Source organism: Aeromicrobium sp. Leaf289 (assembly GCF_001423335.1).
In the GTDB taxonomy this organism is placed as follows: Bacteria; Actinomycetota; Actinomycetes; order Propionibacteriales; family Nocardioidaceae; genus Aeromicrobium.
Map to the genome: position 1 here is coordinate 475,596 of NZ_LMNK01000002.1, position 17,930 is coordinate 493,525.

The window sequence follows — 17,930 nt, forward strand, 5'->3', positions numbered from 1 at the left end:
CGGCCGCCGCCCCCACGGGCGTCGGTCTCGTCGTGCTGCGCCCGCATCGTTCATGCACACCTGGGGACGACTCTGTGGGAAAGTCTCGACTCGAGGTGGACACACACGACGTCCGTGTGAACGAGATGTGAACGGCGCCACGCGCTGCACAGGGCACCGGGGGCCGTCCACGGACCACGCACAGGCCTGTCCACGGGCTCGCAGGCGACCTGACCTGCACGAACGGCAGTTGTCCACCGAATCCACACCGGCTACGACGACGACGAGAGAGTTACATGTCCGGATGCTCCGCAAGAGTGTCCTGCGGGGTGGGATGTGGACGACCGACCCGACGGCCGAACCCGTGCTCTCCCGACCTACCTGTCCCACCGCGTCCGTGGCAGGATGCAGTCCTAGTCTCTTCATGCCCGAAAGGCCTCGATCCTTGAGATTCCGCATCGATCGCGACACGTTCGCCGACGCCGTGGCGTGGACCGCGCGCAGCCTGCCCACCCGGCCGAGCGTGCCGGTCCTCGCCGGCCTGCTCGTGGAGACGTCCGGCGACGGCCTCACGCTGTCGGGCTTCGACTACGAGACCTCCACGCGAGCGACCCTGCCCGCCGAGGTCGCCGACGACGGGCGTGCGCTGGTCTCGGGGCGTCTGCTCGCCGAGATCGTGAAGTCGCTGCCGGCCAAGCCGATCGACGTCAGCCTCGACGGCACCAAGGTCCAGGTCTCCTGCGGCAGTGCCCGGTTCAGCCTGTCGACGATGCCGGTCGAGGAGTACCCGCAGCTGCCCCAGATGCCCAGCTCGTCCGGGACGATCAAGGCCGACGAGTTCGCCACCGCGGTCGCTCAGGCCAGTGCCGCGGCCGGCCGCGACGAGATGCTGCCGCTGCTGACCGGCGTTCGGCTCGAGATCGACGGCTCCACCATCTCGCTGATGGCGACCGACCGGTTCCGCGCGAGCCTGCGCGAGATGCAGTGGTTCCCCGAGGCGGGCGACGCCTCCGGCCACGCCCTGGTGCCGGCCCGCGTGCTCGGCGAGACCGCGCGGTCACTGGTGTCGGGCTCCGACATCACGATCGCGATCTCCTCGGGCGAGGCCGGCGACGGCCTCATCGGCTTCGAGGGCACCGTGGGCAACGGCACCCGCCGCACCACCACCCGCCTGCTCGAGGGTGACTTCCCGCGGGTGCGCCAGCTCTTCCAGGCGCAGGCCGAGACGGTCGCGTACGTACGCACGTCCGACCTGGTCGACGCCGTCAAGCGCGTGTCGCTGGTCGCCGAGCGCAACACCCCGGTCCGGCTCACCTTCTCCGAGGGCCAGGTGCTCCTCGAGGCAGGCAGCGGCGACGAGGCGCAGGCGTCGGAGTCGATCGAGGCCACCATCGACGGTGCCGACATCTCGATCGGGTTCAACCCCGGCTACCTGCTCGAGGGGCTCGGCGTCATGTCGGAGCCGGTCGTGCACCTCGCGTTCACCCAGCACACCAAGCCCGCCGCCATCTCGGGCGTCCGCGAGATCGGCGACTCACCCGACGGCGCCTTCCGCTACCTGATCATGCCGGTGCGTCTGCAGGGCTGACCTGCGCCACCACCTCGCACACCACGACTCCTGGGAGGGAGATCCATGCACCTCGGACTCGTCGGACTCGGCAAGATGGGCGGCAACATGCGGTCCCGGCTGCGCGACGGTGGTGTCACCGTCACGGGCTACGACCGCAACCCCGACGTCACCGACGTCGACTCGCTGGAGGCGCTCGTCGCCGAGCTCCCCTCGCCCAAGGTCGTCTGGGTGATGGTGCCCTCGGGCGAGATCACCCGCGCCACGGTCGAGGAGCTCATCGGGCTGCTCGGCGAGGGCGACGTCATCGTCGACGGCGGCAACTCCCGCTGGACCGACGACGAGAAGCACGCGGCCCTGGCCGCCGAGAAGGGCATCGGCTACGTCGACTGCGGCGTGAGCGGCGGCGTGTGGGGTCTGGAGAACGGCTACGCGCTCATGGCCGGTGGCGACGCGCACGACATCGCGAAGGTGCAGCCCGCGTTCGACGTGCTCAAGCCCGAGGGTGAGTCCGGCTTCGTCCACGCGGGAAGTGTCGGCGCGGGGCACTTCTCCAAGATGGTCCACAACGGCATCGAGTACGCCATGATGCAGGCCTACGCCGAGGGCTTCGAGCTGCTCGAGAAGGCCGAGCTGGTCGACAACGTCACCGACGTCTTCGACTCGTGGCGCGTGGGCACCGTGGTCCGTTCGTGGCTGCTCGACCTCCTGGTCAAGGCCCTGCAGGACGACCCCGGCCTGTCGAAGATCCGCGGCTACGCCGAGGACTCCGGTGAGGGACGGTGGACCGTCGAGGCGGCCATCGACCACGCGGTCCCGGCACCCACGATCGCGGCGTCGCTCTTCGCGCGGTTCGTGTCGCGCCAGGACGAGTCGCCGGCCATGCAGGCCGTCGCGGCCATGCGTCAGCAGTTCGGTGGTCACGCCGTGCAGGCTGCGTCCGAGGCCGGTCACGACCCGGCCGACATGGACGCACGCCCCTCCTGACGCATGCACGTCGCCCGTCTCTCGCTGCACGACTTCCGGTCCTACCCCGAGGTCGAGATCGTTCTGGAGCCGGGACCCACCGCGTTCATCGGGGCGAACGGCCAGGGCAAGACCAACCTCGTCGAGGCCGTGGACTACCTCTCGCGGCTCGACTCGCACCGGGTCTCGTCGGACACGCCCCTGGTGCGGGCCGGCACGGACCGCGCCGTGGTCCGGGCCGAGGTCGTGCGGGGTGATCGGACCGCGCTGCTGGAGCTGGAGATCACGCCGGGTCGGGCCAACCGGGCCCGGGTCAACCGCGCCGCACTGCCGCGCACCCGCGACCTGGTCGGCGTGCTTCGCACGGTGACCTTCTCCCCCGAGGACCTGGCGCTCGTCAAGGGCGACCCGTCGGACCGGCGCCGGTTCCTCGACGGACTGCTCGTGCTGCGCACCCCGCGGCTCGCCGGCGTGAAGGCCGACTACGAGCGGGTCCTGCGTCAGCGCAACGCGCTGCTGAAGTCTGCCCGCAGTGGACGGTTCTCGAATCGACAAGTCGACATGTCGACTCTCGATATCTGGGACGACAAGCTGGCGACCCTGGGTGGTGAGCTGGTGGCCGCGCGCATCGCGCTGCTGCACGACCTGGCACCGTTCCTCGTCGACTCGTACCGGACGGTGGCCACCGAGGCGGCGGCCGACCGGCGCGACGTCACCGCCCTCTACCGTGCGTCGACCCCGGCCGACGACGAGTCGCCCGCCGGGGTCCGGGAGGCGTTGCTCGCCGGCATCGAGGAGCGTCGACGCGACGAGCTCGACCGAGCGGTCACGCTCGTCGGTCCGCACCGCGACGAGGTGGAGCTGGCCATCGGCACCCTGCCCGCCAAGGGCTACGCCAGCCATGGCGAGTCGTGGTCGCTCGCCCTGGCCCTGCGGCTCGCGTCGTTCACGCTCCTGCGCGACGACGACGGCGACGACCCCGTGCTGATCCTCGACGACGTCTTCGCCGAGCTGGACCAGGGTCGGCGCGAGCAGCTCGCCGAGCTGGTCGGCGATGCCGAGCAGGTGCTCGTGACCGCGGCCGTGGCCGAGGACGTTCCCAAGGCGCTCGCCGGGCAGCGGTTCGACGTCCACGGCGGACAGGTCACCGGAGCATGACGTGAGCGGTCCGGACGACGACGCCCCCGGTGACGACACCTCCGGCGAGGACGCACCCGACAGGGCCACCCCAGGCTCGGACGGTCCTGCTGACCACGCCCCCACGGACCCGCCCGATCGGCCGGACACCGGGGCGGTCGAGCCGGACCCGCTCAGCCTGGCGCGCGAGATCGCCGACTCCTACCGCGGCACGGGCGCACCGGTTCGACCACGGCGGCGTCGGGTCCACGGCTCCACCCCGGCTCGGCGCAAGGGTCGCGAGGACCCGTCGTCGGTGGCCGACGCCCTGGGCGACCTGGTGCGCCAGCAGGGCTGGGACGGACGTCTCTCGGCTCAACGCGTCTTCACCGACTGGGCCTCGATCGTCGGTCCGGAGATCGCCACGCACTCGGCCGTCGACGGGTACGCCGACGGCATCGTGCACGTGAAGACGGACTCCACGGCTTGGGCCACCCAGCTGCGTCTGCTCGCCCCGCGCCTCGTGGCACGCCTGAACGAGGAGCTCGGCGACGGCTCGGTCCTGCGCATCGAGGTGCGCGGTCCCCAGGCCCCGTCGTGGAAGCGTGGCCTCCGCTCGGTCAAGGGTCGCGGCCCGCGCGACACCTACGGGTGAGGTCACCGACCTCCGCTGGCCAGCCCCTACGACGTCGGCGTGACCCGGTTGGCCGCGGCGACGCCGAGGCCGAGGGCCACACCCAGGGCTCCGAGCACGAGCGCGGCGTCGGTGAAGCCGTCCCACCCGTACGACGGGCGCACACCGATGGCGACGAGTGCGACGATCGCACCGATCGATCCGACGAGGGCGAGCAGCCAGGTGCCGGGGACCCGTTCGTGGTCGCTGCCCAGCAGCACGGAGACGGCGGCCGTCCACGCGGTCGTGACCAGCACGGCGCCCACGACGTCGGACGGACGGTGCCAGCCGGCGACCACGGTCGAGGCTCCGGTCAGGGCGACGGCGAACGCGCCGACGGGGACCACGAGCGGGCGCATCCACCGCGGGGAGACCAGGCACAGCGCTCCGACGCCCGAGGCGATGACGGTGGTGTGGCCGCTCGGGAAGCTGTTGGACGCCACGACGCCGTCGACGAGGTCGGCACGCTGGAGCAGCACGTGCTTGAGCACCTGCGTCGTGACGTTCGCCCCGGCGATGATCGTCAGGGCCCCCACAGCCAGGGGAACCCGTCCACGCGACAGCGCCAGCGCCACGCAGACGATCGACACGATCCCGATGGCACCGATCGAGACGTAGCCGAGCACGCTCAGCACCTGCAGCTGGGTCTCGCGCCCGGCGACCACGGTGTTCATGGCGCGCTCGTCGAGGCGCTGGCCGAGCGGCGTCAGCAGGACGAACCAGACGAGGACGCCCCCGAGGGCCACGGCGGCGACCGCCGTGAGAGCGGCCGGACCCCGCACCGCGGAGCCGCGGACCGGACGCTGCGGCGTCGGTACCGTGGTCGGGTCGGGTTCGGTGAGCGCCATGGCTCAACGATGACGCATGGCTGCAACCTCCGTCGAACGACGCCAGAGTGGCCGCAGACGCTCGAACAGGACCGGCGGGCGATCGGGCCATGGGTGACCACCCTGCGCGAGGCTCCCAGGCATGCTCTGTGGCCTCCCAGTGGCATCTGAGCGGGAAAAGTCCGCGGCTGACACTGGGGACAGTGCGCTGGGAGCCACAGAATCGCCCGTATACTGATTCGGTGACCACAACTCCAGACGACGCCGCGACTCCCGAGAACTCAGCGCCGACGAACGAGGACATCGTGACCGATGGCACCGTGACGGACGAGGGTGGAGCTGCTGACGGCGGAACCGCCCTGCAGCGCGGCGGCCCGGTGGCCGGCTCCTACGACGCCAGCAACATCCAGGTGCTCGAGGGCCTCGAGGCGGTCCGCAAGCGCCCCGGCATGTACATCGGCTCCACCGGTGAGCGCGGCCTGCACCACCTGGTCTACGAGGTCGTCGACAACTCCGTCGACGAGGCCCTGGCCGGTCACGCCTCCCACATCGAGGTCACGCTGCAGGCCGACGGCGGCGTCAAGGTCGTCGACGACGGTCGTGGCATCCCGGTCGACATCCACCCCACCGAGGGCATCCCCGCGGTCACGCTCGTGCTCACGTCGCTGCACGCCGGCGGCAAGTTCGGCGGTGGCGGCTACAAGGTGTCCGGCGGTCTGCACGGTGTCGGCATCTCCGTGGTCAACGCGCTGAGCACGACCATGCACACGGTGGTCAAGCGCGACGGCTTCGTCTGGCGGCAGACATTCGACAACGGCGTGCCCACGGCCGAGCTCGAGAAGGGCGAGGCCACCGACGAGACGGGCACGGCGCAGACCTTCTACGCGAACGCCGAGATCTTCGACTCCGTCGAGTACAGCTTCGACACCCTCAAGACCCGGTTCCGCGAGATGGCCTTCCTCAACAAGGGCCTCGAGATCCGGCTGCGCGACGACCGCGACGCAGCCGTCGAGGCCGCCGCCGACGACTCGGTCGTCGACGAGATCGAGCGCGAGGTGCAGTTCCGCTACGACCGCGGACTCGTCGACTACGTCGAGCACATCAACGTCGGCAGCAAGTCGCCGATCCATCGCGAGGTCATCTCCATCGAGGCCGAGGACGAGGCCAAGGGCCTGTCGCTGGAGATCGCGATGCAGTGGAACGACTCCTTCACCGAGTCGGTGCACACCTTCGCCAACACGATCAACACCCACGAGGGCGGCACGCACGAGGAGGGCTTCCGGGCGGCGCTGACCACCACGGTCAACAAGTTCGCCACGGCGCAGGGCCTCATCAAGAAGGCCAGCGACAACCTCTCGGGCGAGGACATCCGCGAGGGCCTCACGGCGATCGTCTCCATCAAGCTGGAGGAGCCGCAGTTCGAGGGCCAGACCAAGACCAAGCTGGGCAACAGCGAGGCCCGCTCCTACGTGCAGTCGGTCGTCAACGACTACATCGGCGCCTGGTTCGAGCAGAACCCCGCCGAGGGCAAGGTCATCGTGCGCAAGTCGATCGACGCCGCCACGGCACGTCTCGCCGCCCGCAAGGCGCGCGACCTCGCCCGCAACCGCAAGGGCCTCATGGGCGGCGGTGGTCTGCCGGGCAAGCTGGCCGACTGCCAGTCGCGCAACCCCGAGGAGTGCGAGATCTTCATCGTCGAGGGCAACTCGGCCGGTGGTTCGGCCAAGGGTGGTCGCGACCCGTACGCGCAGGCGATCCTCCCGCTGCGCGGCAAGATCCTCAACGTCGAGAAGGCCCGGATCGACAAGATCCTGCAGAACGCCGAGGTCCAGGCGATCATCAGCGCGCTCGGCACCGGCGTCCACGACGACTTCGACATGGCCAAGCTGAGGTACCACAAGATCGTGCTGATGGCCGACGCCGACGTCGACGGCCAGCACATCTCCACCCTGCTGCTCACGCTGCTGTTCCGGTTCATGAAGCCGCTCATCGACGGCGGCCACGTGTACCTGGCACAGCCGCCGCTGTACAGGATCAAGTGGACGAACTCGCCCCACGAGCTGGCCTACACCGACAGCGAGCGCGACGGTCTGCTCGCGGCCGGCGCCGAGGCGGGCAAGCGTCTGCCCAAGGAGGCCCCGGTGCAGCGCTACAAGGGTCTGGGCGAGATGAACGACTCCGAGCTGTGGGACACCACGATGGACCCGGCGCAGCGCGTGCTGCGCCAGGTCACGCTCGAGGACGGTGCCATGGCCGACGAGATGTTCACGATCCTCATGGGCGAGGACGTGGAGCAGCGTCGCTCCTTCATCCAGCGCAACGCCAAAGACGTCCGCTTCCTCGACATCTGATCGGATCACCACGATGCACGCACGCTGGCGGCGTTTCTCGTCGCTCGCAGGCCAACCCCGGGCCAGCGTCGCTCCTCGACCTTGCCATCGCACGCACCTCGTGGCGTCCGATACCACTGACAGGAACTAGCCGTGACTGATATCCCCACCGAGCACGACCGCACCGAGCCCGTCGAGCTGCAGGTCGAGATGCAGCGCTCCTACATCGACTACGCCATGAGCGTGATCGTGTCGCGCGCGCTGCCCGACGTGCGCGACGGCCTCAAGCCCGTGCACCGTCGCGTGCTCTACGCGATGTACGACGGCGGATACCGCCCCGACCGCGGGTTCTCCAAGTGCTCGCGCATCGTCGGTGACGTGATGGGTCAGTACCACCCGCACGGCGACACGGCGATCTACGACACCCTCGTGCGCCTCGCGCAGCACTGGGTCATGCGCGCGCCGATGATCTCGGGCCAGGGCAACTTCGGCTCGCCGGGCAACGACGGCGCCGCGGCCATGCGGTACACCGAGTGCAAGCTCGCGCCCATCGCCATGGAGATGGTGCGCGACATCGACAAGAACACCGTCGACTTCCGGCCCAACTACGACGGCCGCTCCCAGGAGCCCACGGTCCTGCCGGCCCGGTTCCCGAACCTGCTCGTCAACGGCTCGGCCGGCATCGCCGTCGGCATGGCCACCAACATCCCGCCGCACAACCTGCGCGAGGTCGCCGACGGCGCCCAGTGGGCGCTGGCCCACCCCGAGGCCGGTCGCGAGGAGCTCCTCGAGGCGCTCATGGAGCGGATCAAGGGTCCGGACTTCCCCACCCACGGCCTCATCGTCGGCACCCAGGGCATCGACACGATGTACCGCACGGGGCGCGGATCGATCACGATGCGCGGCATCGTCGACATCGAGGAGGACGTCAAGGGCGGCCTGAGCCTGGTCATCAAGGAGCTGCCGTACCAGGTCAACCCCGACAACCTCGCCGAGAAGATCGCCGACCTCGCCCTCACCGGCCGGGTGCAGGGCATCGCCGACGTCAACGACGAGTCGTCCTCGCGCGTCGGTCGCCGTCTGGTGGTCAAGCTGCGTCGCGACGCGGTCGCCCGCGTGGTGCTCAACAACCTCTACAAGCACACCGAGCTGCAGTCGAACTTCAGCGCCAACATGCTGGCGATCGTCGACGACGTGCCCCGCACGCTCACCCTCGACGGCTTCATCACGCACTGGATCAGCCACCAGATCGAGGTCATCCAGCGACGCACCCAGTACCTGCTCGACGACGCCGAGGCGCGCGCCCACATCCTGCGCGGCCTGGTCAAGGCGCTCGACGCGCTCGACGACGTCATCGCGCTCATCCGTCGCAGCCCCACCGTCGAGGAGGCCCGCGACGGGCTGATCGGGCTGCTCGACATCGACGAGCTGCAGGCCCGCGCCATCCTCGAGATGCAGCTGCGGCGCCTGGCGGCCCTCGAGCGGCAGAAGATCATCGACGACCTCGCCGCGCTCGAGCGCGAGATCGCCGACTACAAGGACATCCTCGCCAAGCCGGAGCGCCAGCGGACCATCGTGTCCGAGGAGCTGGCCGAGATCGCCGACAAGTACGGCGACGACCGCCGGTCGCCCATCGTGGCCGCAGACGGCGACCTCTCGATGGAGGACCTCATCCCCGACGAGGACGTCGTCGTCACGATCACGCGCGGCGGCTACGCCAAGCGCACCCGCACCGACCTGTACCGGGTGCAGGGTCGCGGCGGCAAGGGCGTGCGCGGGGCCCAGCTGCGCGACGGCGACTTCGTCGAGCACCTGTTCCCGACCACGGCGCACCACTGGATCCTGTTCTTCACCACGGCGGGCCGCGTGTACCGCACCAAGGCCTACCAGCTGCCCGAGGCCGGACGTGACGCCAAGGGTGGTCACGTGGCCGGTCTGCTGAGCTTCCAGCCCGACGAGGAGATCGCGCAGGTGCTGGCCATTCGCGACTACGAGCAGGCGCCGTACCTGGTGCTCGCGACGCGCAAGGGCCTGGTCAAGAAGACCCGCCTGGCCGACTACAACAGCCCGCGCCAGGCCGGCGTCATCGCGATCAACTTCCGCGACGACGACGACGCGCTCATCGGTGCCGACGTGGCCGGCCCCGACGACGACCTGCTGCTGATCAGCAAGAAGGCCCAGGCCATCCGCTTCCGGGCCGACGACGACCAGCTGCGGCCCATGGGTCGCGCCACGTCGGGCGTCACGGGCATGAAGTTCCGCGGCGACGACGCGCTGCTGTCGATGACGGTCATCCGTCACGAGCACGCCGACGTCGCCGTCGAGGACGTGCCCGAGGAGGACCGGCTCTACGTCTTCACCGTCACCGACGGTGGCTACGCCAAGAAGACGTCGATCGACGAGTACCGCCTGCAGGGCCGCGGTGGTCTGGGCATCAAGGCCATGCAGATCACCGAGAACCGCGGTGAGCTGGTCGGTGGCCTCGTGCTCAAGGACACCGACGACGTCATCTCGGTGACGGCCAGCGGTCAGGTCACGCGCAGCCAGGTGGCTGGGGTCCCGGCCAAGGGTCGCGGCACGATGGGCGTGACGTTCGTGAAGTTCAAGGGCTCCGACCGGGTGGTCACGATCGCCCGCAACACCGATCTGAGCGGCGCGGCGGAGCCCGACGCAGATGCCGAGGCGGCTGCTCCCGGTACGGTGGAATCCGTGACGCCCGAGGCCGAAGCCGCTGGGCCCGACACGACCGACGAGGGGCAGGACGAGTGAGCGATCCGCAGAAGCCTGAGGACCGGGCTCCGCGCCCGGGCGCCGGCGACGCCGCGCGCACCCAGCAGATCCCCCGACTCGGTCGCGACGGCAAGCCCGTCCGTTCGCAGAAGACGGTGGCCGACGCGCTGAGAGAGGCGCGCCAGTCCCCGGAGGAGTCGACCAGGAACGAGTCCAACGGCACGGCCCGCCGACCGGCGGGTCCGGCACGTCCGGCCGCGAGCGGTAGGCCGTCATCGGCCTCGAGCTCGTCGGAGAGCAGCGCCGCGAAGCCTGCACCGAGGACGCCCGCGGCGAAGTCGACCGAGAAGCCCACCGACAAGGCCGCGCCGCGCGACAAGGCCGCACCCGGCGCACCGCGATCGGGTGCTGCGTCGGCGGCCACGAAGCGCGCCGAGGCCAAGAAGGCCGCCGAGGCCAAGAAGACCTCGCAGTCGCCGAGGACCCCGGAGTCCACGCCGGCGAAGTCTCCTGCTTCGGGCTCGTCCACCGCGACGTCGTCCAGCTCGTCCCGTTCATCGACGCCGACGGCGGGCGACTACGCCCGCACCACGCGCCAGAGCCCGGACTCCACGGCCGTCATCCCGGCGGTCAAGGACGATGCTCCCGCAGCGACCAGCCCTGCTCCGGCCGCCTCCGCCGCGTCCGCGTCGGGTCGCCAGGCCCGTCTGCGGCTCACGCACGTCGAGCCGTGGTCGGTCACCCGTCTGGCCTTCGTCGTGTCGGTCGCGCTGATGATCGTCTCGGTCGTCGCGGTCACGATCTTCTGGGTCGTGCTCGACCTCACGGGCATCTGGGACCAGCTGAACGGCACGGTCACCAACGTGCTGTCCGACAGCGAGGGCAGCTTCGACCTCACCGACTACCTGGGCCTCGGCCGACTCGTGGGCCTGACGCTGGTGTTCAGCGCCATCAACGTGGTGCTCATGACGGCGATCGCCACGGTCGCCGCCCACCTGTACAACCTCGCCGCCCAGCTCCTCGGCGGCATCGAGGTCACCTTCACCGACAGCTGATCCGGCTTCGCCCCCATCGGTGGATCGTCAACCGCAGCAACGCTTCTGCGGTTGATGATCCACCGATGGCGGGGAACGACCGTGCCGCATGACCCGATTGGTCCGGCACGAGGACGGTGGGGTAGAGTTCATCGCTGTTGCGGGCCCATAGCTCAGCTCGGTTAGAGCGCTTCCCTGATAAGGAAGAGGTCGCTGGTTCAAGTCCAGCTGGGCCCACCACCGGACGCACGAGGAGGACACGATGAAGAAGCTTCTCGCCCTCGTCCTCGCGGCGCTCGGGGTGCTGTGGGTCCGGTCCCGTCGTGACGACGGAGTCGCGGTCACGCGCACCACCTGGGAGCAGGCGACCGACCCGGTCTGATCCTCTGAGGGGCTGTGGCGCAATTGGTAGCGCACCTGCTTTGCAAGCAGGGGGTTAGGGGTTCGAGTCCCCTCAGCTCCACCCTGGTCACCATGCATCGCTGCGGAGGTGGACCGCCCCACCACCCCTGACATCCGTCACGGTCAGGTCGTGACGTGCGGACGGGGCACGGCGGTCGGCGTCCGACGATGCTCGGAGCATGAACCAGACCAGCACCGTCTCCCAGCAGGGGACGCCCGGGCACGACGCCCGGCCCGACGCGGTCCGCCTCGAGCAGGTGCGACGCTCGTTCGGCGACGTCGAGGCCGTCCGCGGCATCGACCTGACCGTCCGGCCCGGCGAGGTCGTCGCCTTCCTCGGCCCGAACGGGGCCGGCAAGACCACCACGATCGACATGATCCTCGGCCTCAGCAGGCCCACGTCCGGCTCGGTCCAGGTCCTGGGCCGGGACCCGCGCGACGCCGTCGCCAACGGGCTGGTGGCCGCCGTCATGCAGAGCGGTGGGCTGCTGAAGGACCTCACCGTCGTCGAGACCGTCCGGTACGTGAAGAGCCTCTTCACCCACACCCGCCCGGTCGACGACGTGCTCGAGCGAGCTGGGATCGCCGATCTCGCCGATCGCACGGTCGGCCTCTGCTCCGGAGGTGAGCAGCAGCGCCTGCGGTTCGCGCTGGCGCTCCTGAGCGACCCCGAGCTGCTGCTGCTCGACGAGCCGACCACCGGCATGGACGTGGAGGGCCGCCGCGCGTTCTGGAGCGCGATCCGCGACGACGCCCGCCAGGGCCGGACCGTCATGTTCGCCACGCACTACCTCGAGGAGGCCGACGCCTACGCCGACCGGATCGTGCTCGTGAGCCGCGGCCGGATCGTCGCCGACGGCACCGCAGCACAGATCAAGGCACGGGCAGCCGGCCGCACCGTGCGCGCCACCTGCCCCGGTCTCGACGACGCCGCGGTCGCGCAGATCACCGCGCTCGCCGGCGTGGAGGGCGTCGACGTGCGCGGCGAGACGCTGATGGTCCACGGGACGGACACCGACGCCGTGGCGCGACACCTGCTCACCCGCACCGACGCGCACGACCTCGAGATCGTCGCGCGCGGCCTGGAGGACGCGTTCGTCGCCCTCACCGCCGATCCCACGGGCGAGCCCCTCGCCACCTCGTCCGACAGGAGCCTCCCATGAGCACCCTCAGCACCGCCCCGACGACCACGACCGACAGCGAGCGCCGCGTCCCACGCCTCGGCGGCTTCAACGGGACCCTCTTCGGCCTGGAGCTGCGCAGGATGCTGCGCAACAAGCGCACCCTCTTCTTCACGCTGCTGTTCCCGCCGGCCCTGCTCTTCGCCTTCGGCAGCGGCAGCGACATGAACGAGAGCGTGGGCCACGGCAACGTCTCGGCGTACGTCATGGTCTCGATGGCGCTGTACGGCGCGGCCATCACGACGGCCGTGGCCGGCTCGTCGGTCGCCCTCGAGCGCGCGGTGGGCTGGTCGCGCCAGCTGCGCCTGACCCCGCTGCACCCCATGGCCTACATCGCCACGAAGGCGCTCTGCGCGCTCGCGCTGGGTGCGCTCGCGGTCGGGGCGGTCAACGTGGCCGGCATCGCCCAGGGCAACGCCGACATGCCGGTCGTCCGATGGGTGGCCTGCGCGGTCCTCGCCCTGCTGTGCTCGTCGGTGTTCGCCGCGCTGGGGCTGTTCGTCGGATACGTGGTCCCGGGCGAGAACGCGATGCAGGTGCTCGGCCCCGGCCTGGCCGTGCTGGCCTTCCTCGGCAACGTCTTCATCCCGATCTCGGAGGGTTCCGTCATGTGGCACGTGGCGTCCCTGACCCCGATGTTCGGGGTGGCCGAGATCAGCCGTGCCCCGTTGACCGGTGAGCTGCCCTGGTACGCCGTCGTCAACGCCCTCGTCTGGGTCAGCGTCTTCGTCGCCGGCGCGGCGTGGCGCATGAGCAAGGACACGGGGCGCGTGTGAGTCGTACGCTGCCCGACGTGAGCACCACCGAGACCCGGCCGTCCTCCCCAGGACGGCTGGGTCCGTGGTTCGCGCTGGTGTGGTTGTTCTTCCTGGGCGACCCGCTGCTCGCCGCGTGGGACCGACGCGACGAGCTGGCGGGCGTGCTCGGGCTGGTCGTCACCGTCGCCTTCGCCGCGTTGTACATGCTCACGTGGGTGCGGGTGCGCCGTGAACGCTGGCTGACCCGAGGGGCGTCGGAGGGCGTCGGGCGGACGGGCCTCGCCCTGTTCGCGGGGCTGGTCCTGCTCGCCGGGCTCGACATCGCGCTGCTCGGCGAGGTCGGCCTGACCTGCGTGGTCTACGTGGCGATCTCGTCGGTCGTCCTCTTCCCGGGACGCCTCGCCCTCGTGGTGGTCCTGGTGTGCGTGCTCGGCACCCTCGGCCTCGGCGCTGTGGAGGACTGGGGCAGCCAGGCCGGTGTCGCCTTCGGCACCCTGGCCGGCTCGGTGGCCATCTTCGGCCTGCGGGCCCTCCTCGCCCGCAACCGCGACCTGCTCCTGGCGCAGCAGGAGAACGCCGAGCTGGCGGTGGAGAACGAGCGCAGCCGCTTCGCCCGCGACCTGCACGACATCCTCGGCCACTCGCTCACCGTGATCACCGTGAAGGCCGAGCTGGCCCGACGTCTGCTCGAGTCCGGCGACGCGGGCGATCGCGACCGGGCCCGGGCCGAGGTGGCCGACCTGGAACGGCTCGGCCGCGACGCCCTGGCCGACGTGCGCCGCGCCGTGGAGGGGTACCGCGAGATCACGCTCCCCGGGGAGATCTCCCGCGCCCGCGAGGCACTCCGGGCCGCCGGTGTCGAGGCCCACCTTCCCGGCACGGTCGACGAGGTGCCGGGTGACCTGCGCGACCTCTTCGCCTGGACCGTGCGCGAAGGGGTCACCAACGTGGTGCGTCACGCCGACGCCCGCGCGTGCGTGGTCACGGTGGACGCCACGTCGGTCGAGGTGCGCGACGACGGCCAGGGACTCCGGTCCGCGTCTCCAGGCGACGGCCACGGGCTCGCCGGCCTGCGCGAGCGCGCCGCAGAGGCCGGGGCCGCCGTGGTGCTGCGCGACCTCGAGCCCGGGCTCAGCCTGCGCGTGGTCTCGGGAGGCGAGCGATGATCAGGATCCTGCTGGCCGACGACCAGGCCCTGGTGCGCGGAGCCCTCGCGGCGCTGCTCGACCTCGAGAAGGACCTGGAGGTCGTCGCGCAGGTCGGGTCGGGTGCCGACGTGCTGGCCGCCGTCCGCGAGCACGCCCCCGACGTCGCTCTCCTCGACATCGAGATGCCGGGACTCGGCGGCATCGAGGCCACCCGCGGCGTCGTCGCCGAGACCGCGACGCGGGTGCTGGTGGTCACGACCTTCGGACGGCCGGGCTACCTGCGCCGGGCGCTGCAGGCCGGCGCGTCCGGGTTCGTCGTGAAGGACGTCCCCGCGACGCAGCTGGCCGACGCCGTGCGCCGCGTGCACGCCGGGCTGCGGGTCGTGGACCCGACGCTGGCCGCCGACAGCCTGGTCAGCGGGGACTCTCCCTTCACCGAGCGCGAGACGGAGGTGCTGAGGGAGGCGCGCGACGGCGCCAGCGTGGCCGCGGTCGCCGGTCGCCTGCACCTATCGCAGGGCACGGTGCGCAACCACCTGTCCGCGGCGATCGGCAAGACCGGGGCCGCCAACCGCGCCGAGGCGGTGCGCGAGGCGGAGCGGCAGGGATGGCTCTGACGGCCCCCACTCCGCGCTACCGTGTCCCGATCCGACGAGCAGGGGGTCAGTCGTGCAGGTCCGCAACGCCACGCCCGAGGACCGGACGTGGATCCACGAGCTCCGTCACCGGGTCTACGCCGAGGAGCTGGACCAGCACCCGGTCAACGCCGACGGCGTGCTCGTCGACGCGCTCGACGGCCGCAACGTCTACCTGGTGGCCGCCGACGCCGACGGTCCCGTCGGGTTCGTCAGCCTCACGCCGCCCTGGGCGGGCAGCTTCGGTCTCGACAAGTACCTGAGCCGGGAGGAGCTGCCCCTGCTCGACGAGCCCGACGTGTTCGAGGTCCGCATCCTCACCGTCGAGCCCGGGCGTCGCTCGGCCGGCGTGGCCACGTTGCTCATGTACGCCGCGATGCGGTGGATCGCCGGGCGGGCCGGGCGCACCATCGTCGCGATGGGTCGCGACGACCTGCTCGACCTGTACCGCGGGGTGGGTCTGGTGCCGACCGGGCGCGTCATCACGAGCGGGACGGTGCGCTTCGAGGTGATGACCGCGTCCGTGGCCGACCTCACGGCGCTCGCGCTCGGTCCGTTCGCGTCGCTGGTGCAGCAGTGGAGGGACGAGGTCGACTGGCAGGTGGACACGCCGTTCGCGCCGCGAGCCGACGGGTGCGAGCACGGTGGTGCCTCGTTCGGCGCCATCGGCACCGACTTCCGCACGCTGGAGCGACGTCGGGAGGTGGTGGTGGCCGACGTCCTCGACGCGTGGTTCCCGCCGTCGCCCCACGCCCAGGCCGCGCTCACCGAGGACGTCGCCTGGATGACCCGCAGCTCGCCGCCCACCGACGCCGGCGGGCTGCTGGACGCGATCGCCGAGGCACGCTGCCTTCCGGTCGAGTCGCTCGCCGTCGGTGCGGGCTCGTCGGACCTGGTCTTCCGCGCGTTCGGCCACTGGCTGACGCGCGAGAGCCGGGTGCTCCTGGTCGACCCCGGCTACGGCGAGTACGCCCACGTGACGGAGCGGGTGATCGGCTGCCAGGTCGACCGGTTCCGGCTGCGCCATGCCGAGGGGTGGCGTCTGGACACCGAGCGGCTCGCCGAAGCGGTGGGCGACGGGGCGTACGACCTCGTCGTCGTGGTGAACCCGAACAACCCGACCGGCCGGCACGCCCCGGCCGCCGAGCTGCGGGCCGCGGTCGAGGCGTCCCCTGCTGGCACCCGCTGGTGGGTCGACGAGGCCTACGTCGGCTACGTGGGCCTGCACGAGTCGCTGGCCCCGTTCGCGGCCACCGACCCGCGACTGGTGGTGTGCACGTCGATGTCGAAGATGTACGCGCTGTCGGGCGTCCGCGCGGCGTACCTCGTCGCCGAGCCCACCGTCGCTGCGACGATGCGCCGGCTCACACCGCCCTGGCAGCTGGGTCTTCCCGCGCAGCTCGCTGCGGTGGCTGCCCTGCGCGAAGTCGACCACTACCCGCCGCTGTGGCAGCGCACCCATGACCTGCGCGAGGCGCTGGTGGCCGACCTGGCCGTCCTCGACGGGGTGGAGGTCGAGTCGTCGGTGGCCAACTTCGTGTGCCTGCGCCTGCCGGCCGACGGTCCCAGCGCCACACGCTTCGTCGAGCAGTGTCGCCAGGACGACGTGTACGTGCGTGACCTGTCTCCGCTCTCCCCGTCGTACGAGGGGCGCACCGTGCGCATCGCCGTGCGCGAGGAGGCCGAGAACGCGCGGATCGTCGCGGCCTGCCTGCGGGCCATGGAGGTGCTGCGTCCGTCGGTGCGGGCGGGCGCCTCCTGATGGTCGACGTCGTCGAGGTCGCCCCGTGGATCGGGGGCCTCATCGCGGTGGCCGGGGTCGCGATCGCGGTGTCGGGTCGGCGGGACCTGCTGCGCCGGTGGTGCCTGTGGGCGGTGGCGGTGCCGATCGTGCTGGCGCTCTTCTGGTGGGGCGAGCCCGGCCTGGCGCTGCTCGCCGTGGTGGTCGTGGTGGTGGCCGCGCTGGAGCTGGGCGCCATGCTCGACGTCCCGCGGCCCGACCGGCTGGTGCTCGCGGCCGCGCTCGTCGCCGTCGTGCTGACCGCGTGGCTCGCGCCCGAGCACGTCGTCCAGGTGGCGGGTGGTGGCGCCCTCGCCGTCGTCGCCGTGCCCGTCCTGACCGGCGATGCCGAGCACGGGCTGCGCAGGGTCCTGGCCGGGTTGCTCGGTCTGGCGTGGCTGGTCCCCCTGGCCGGGCTCGGCTCGCTCGGCACCACGGCGCTCGCCCTGTTCGTGGCGGTGTCGGTGGCCGACGTCGTCGCCTACTTCGCCGGCCCTCTGCTGAAGGGTCCACACCTCTCTCCCCTCTCCCCGGGGAAGCGGTGGAGCGGGACCCTCGCAGGGTCGCTCGCGGCGGTGGCAGCCCTGGCCGCGCTGGGTGCTCTCACCTGGCCGACCGCGGCCGCGGCCGCCGTGGGCGGGCCGGTGGGTGACCTGTTCGAGTCGATGGTCAAGCGCGGCGCGAAGGTGAAGGACTCCGGCACGATGATGGCCGGCGCCGGCGGGCTGCTCGACCGCATCGACTCGCTGCTGATGGCCCTGGCCGTCGTCCTGGTGCTGGGCTGACCTGGTGCTGGGCTGACCC

14 protein-coding genes and 2 tRNA genes are annotated in these 17,930 nt (G+C 71.2%); 15 read left to right on the forward strand and 1 reads right to left on the reverse strand.

The window, feature by feature from the left end; all coding sequences use genetic code 11:
• Nucleotides 1-424 precede the first annotated feature (424 nt).
• Genes dnaN through ASF37_RS16785 form a run of 4 tightly spaced genes read left to right on the forward strand, consistent with a single transcriptional unit; the run spans nucleotide 425 to nucleotide 4,283 of the window.
• Nucleotides 425-1,567 carry a DNA polymerase III subunit beta gene (gene dnaN, locus ASF37_RS06235; RefSeq protein ID WP_055962449.1) on the forward strand — a complete coding sequence of 381 codons (1,143 nt, stop codon included), beginning with the start codon at nucleotides 425-427 and terminating at the stop codon, nucleotides 1,565-1,567.
• Nucleotides 1,568-1,612: 45 nt separating this feature from the next.
• Complete coding sequence (gene gnd, locus ASF37_RS06240; protein WP_055962451.1) at nucleotides 1,613-2,533, forward strand: phosphogluconate dehydrogenase (NAD(+)-dependent, decarboxylating); 921 nt, start codon at nucleotides 1,613-1,615, stop codon at nucleotides 2,531-2,533.
• Nucleotides 2,534-2,536: 3 nt separating this feature from the next.
• On the forward strand, nucleotides 2,537-3,670 hold the full coding sequence (gene recF / locus ASF37_RS06245; protein ID WP_055962455.1) for a DNA replication/repair protein RecF: 1,134 nt from the start codon (nucleotides 2,537-2,539) through the stop codon (nucleotides 3,668-3,670).
• 1 nt (nucleotide 3,671) lies between these two features.
• Nucleotides 3,672-4,283, forward strand: coding sequence for a DUF721 domain-containing protein (locus tag ASF37_RS16785; RefSeq protein ID WP_082480387.1), 612 nt, complete (start codon nucleotides 3,672-3,674; stop codon nucleotides 4,281-4,283).
• A gap of 26 nt (nucleotides 4,284-4,309) precedes the next feature.
• Here the strand turns inward: ASF37_RS16785 and ASF37_RS06255 are convergent, their stop codons facing one another.
• Nucleotides 4,310-5,149: a phosphatase PAP2 family protein gene (locus ASF37_RS06255; protein ID WP_055962458.1), complete on the reverse strand. Its 840-nt coding sequence runs from the start codon at nucleotides 5,147-5,149 to the stop codon at nucleotides 4,310-4,312.
• 221 nt (nucleotides 5,150-5,370) lie between these two features.
• Here ASF37_RS06255 and gyrB point away from each other — a divergent pair, with 221 nt between their 5' ends.
• The 11 genes from gyrB to ASF37_RS06310 all read left to right on the forward strand — a co-directional run bounded on the left by gyrB (nucleotide 5,371) and on the right by ASF37_RS06310 (nucleotide 17,911).
• Nucleotides 5,371-7,479, forward strand: coding sequence for a DNA topoisomerase (ATP-hydrolyzing) subunit B (gene gyrB, locus ASF37_RS06260; RefSeq protein WP_369815221.1), 2,109 nt, complete (start codon nucleotides 5,371-5,373; stop codon nucleotides 7,477-7,479).
• A gap of 189 nt (nucleotides 7,480-7,668) precedes the next feature.
• On the forward strand, nucleotides 7,669-10,227 hold the full coding sequence (gyrA, locus tag ASF37_RS06265) for a DNA gyrase subunit A (protein ID WP_235499984.1): 2,559 nt from the start codon (nucleotides 7,669-7,671) through the stop codon (nucleotides 10,225-10,227).
• Nucleotides 10,224-11,243 (forward strand): DUF3566 domain-containing protein, encoded by a 1,020-nt coding sequence (locus tag ASF37_RS17570; protein WP_235499960.1) that lies wholly within the window; start codon nucleotides 10,224-10,226, stop codon nucleotides 11,241-11,243. The genes gyrA and ASF37_RS17570 overlap by 4 nt, the downstream gene beginning before the upstream one ends.
• A gap of 141 nt (nucleotides 11,244-11,384) precedes the next feature.
• Nucleotides 11,385-11,462: transfer RNA gene (locus ASF37_RS06275), tRNA-Ile, on the forward strand.
• Nucleotides 11,463-11,612: 150 nt separating this feature from the next.
• Nucleotides 11,613-11,685: transfer RNA gene (locus ASF37_RS06280), tRNA-Ala, on the forward strand.
• 118 nt (nucleotides 11,686-11,803) lie between these two features.
• Nucleotides 11,804-12,787, forward strand: coding sequence for an ABC transporter ATP-binding protein (locus tag ASF37_RS06285; RefSeq protein WP_056579539.1), 984 nt, complete (start codon nucleotides 11,804-11,806; stop codon nucleotides 12,785-12,787).
• Nucleotides 12,784-13,581, forward strand: coding sequence for an ABC transporter permease (locus tag ASF37_RS06290; RefSeq protein WP_055962467.1), 798 nt, complete (start codon nucleotides 12,784-12,786; stop codon nucleotides 13,579-13,581). Before ASF37_RS06285 ends, ASF37_RS06290 begins: the two co-directional genes overlap by 4 nt.
• A 17-nt stretch (nucleotides 13,582-13,598) precedes the next feature.
• On the forward strand, nucleotides 13,599-14,729 hold the full coding sequence (locus ASF37_RS06295; RefSeq protein WP_200931186.1) for a sensor histidine kinase: 1,131 nt from the start codon (nucleotides 13,599-13,601) through the stop codon (nucleotides 14,727-14,729).
• Nucleotides 14,726-15,328 (forward strand): response regulator transcription factor, encoded by a 603-nt coding sequence (locus tag ASF37_RS06300; RefSeq protein ID WP_056579541.1) that lies wholly within the window; start codon nucleotides 14,726-14,728, stop codon nucleotides 15,326-15,328. The genes ASF37_RS06295 and ASF37_RS06300 overlap by 4 nt, the downstream gene beginning before the upstream one ends.
• Nucleotides 15,329-15,380: 52 nt before the next feature.
• Nucleotides 15,381-17,108: a histidinol-phosphate transaminase gene (locus ASF37_RS06305; protein WP_056579543.1), complete on the forward strand. Its 1,728-nt coding sequence runs from the start codon at nucleotides 15,381-15,383 to the stop codon at nucleotides 17,106-17,108.
• The gene (locus ASF37_RS06310) at nucleotides 17,108-17,911 is read left to right on the forward strand and encodes a phosphatidate cytidylyltransferase (protein WP_200931187.1); all 804 of its coding nucleotides are present in this window, start codon (nucleotides 17,108-17,110) and stop codon (nucleotides 17,909-17,911) included. Before ASF37_RS06305 ends, ASF37_RS06310 begins: the two co-directional genes overlap by 1 nt.
• Nucleotides 17,912-17,930: the final 19 nt, after the last annotated feature.

What these genes read in the sequence shown, in the direction of transcription:
- gnd (WP_055962451.1), top strand. Translation starts at nt 1,613, where the DNA reads ATGCACCTCGGACTCGTCGGACTCGGCAAGATGGGCGGCAACATGCGG.
- recF (WP_055962455.1), top strand. Translation starts at nt 2,537, where the DNA reads ATGCACGTCGCCCGTCTCTCGCTGCACGACTTCCGGTCCTACCCCGAG.
- ASF37_RS06255 (WP_055962458.1), bottom strand. Translation starts at nt 5,149, where the DNA reads ATGGCGCTCACCGAACCCGACCCGACCACGGTACCGACGCCGCAGCGT.
- gyrA (WP_235499984.1), top strand. Translation starts at nt 7,669, where the DNA reads ATGCAGCGCTCCTACATCGACTACGCCATGAGCGTGATCGTGTCGCGC.
- ASF37_RS06285 (WP_056579539.1), top strand. Translation starts at nt 11,804, where the DNA reads ATGAACCAGACCAGCACCGTCTCCCAGCAGGGGACGCCCGGGCACGAC.
- ASF37_RS06290 (WP_055962467.1), top strand. Translation starts at nt 12,784, where the DNA reads ATGAGCACCCTCAGCACCGCCCCGACGACCACGACCGACAGCGAGCGC.
- ASF37_RS06300 (WP_056579541.1), top strand. Translation starts at nt 14,726, where the DNA reads ATGATCAGGATCCTGCTGGCCGACGACCAGGCCCTGGTGCGCGGAGCC.
- ASF37_RS06310 (WP_200931187.1), top strand. Translation starts at nt 17,108, where the DNA reads ATGGTCGACGTCGTCGAGGTCGCCCCGTGGATCGGGGGCCTCATCGCG.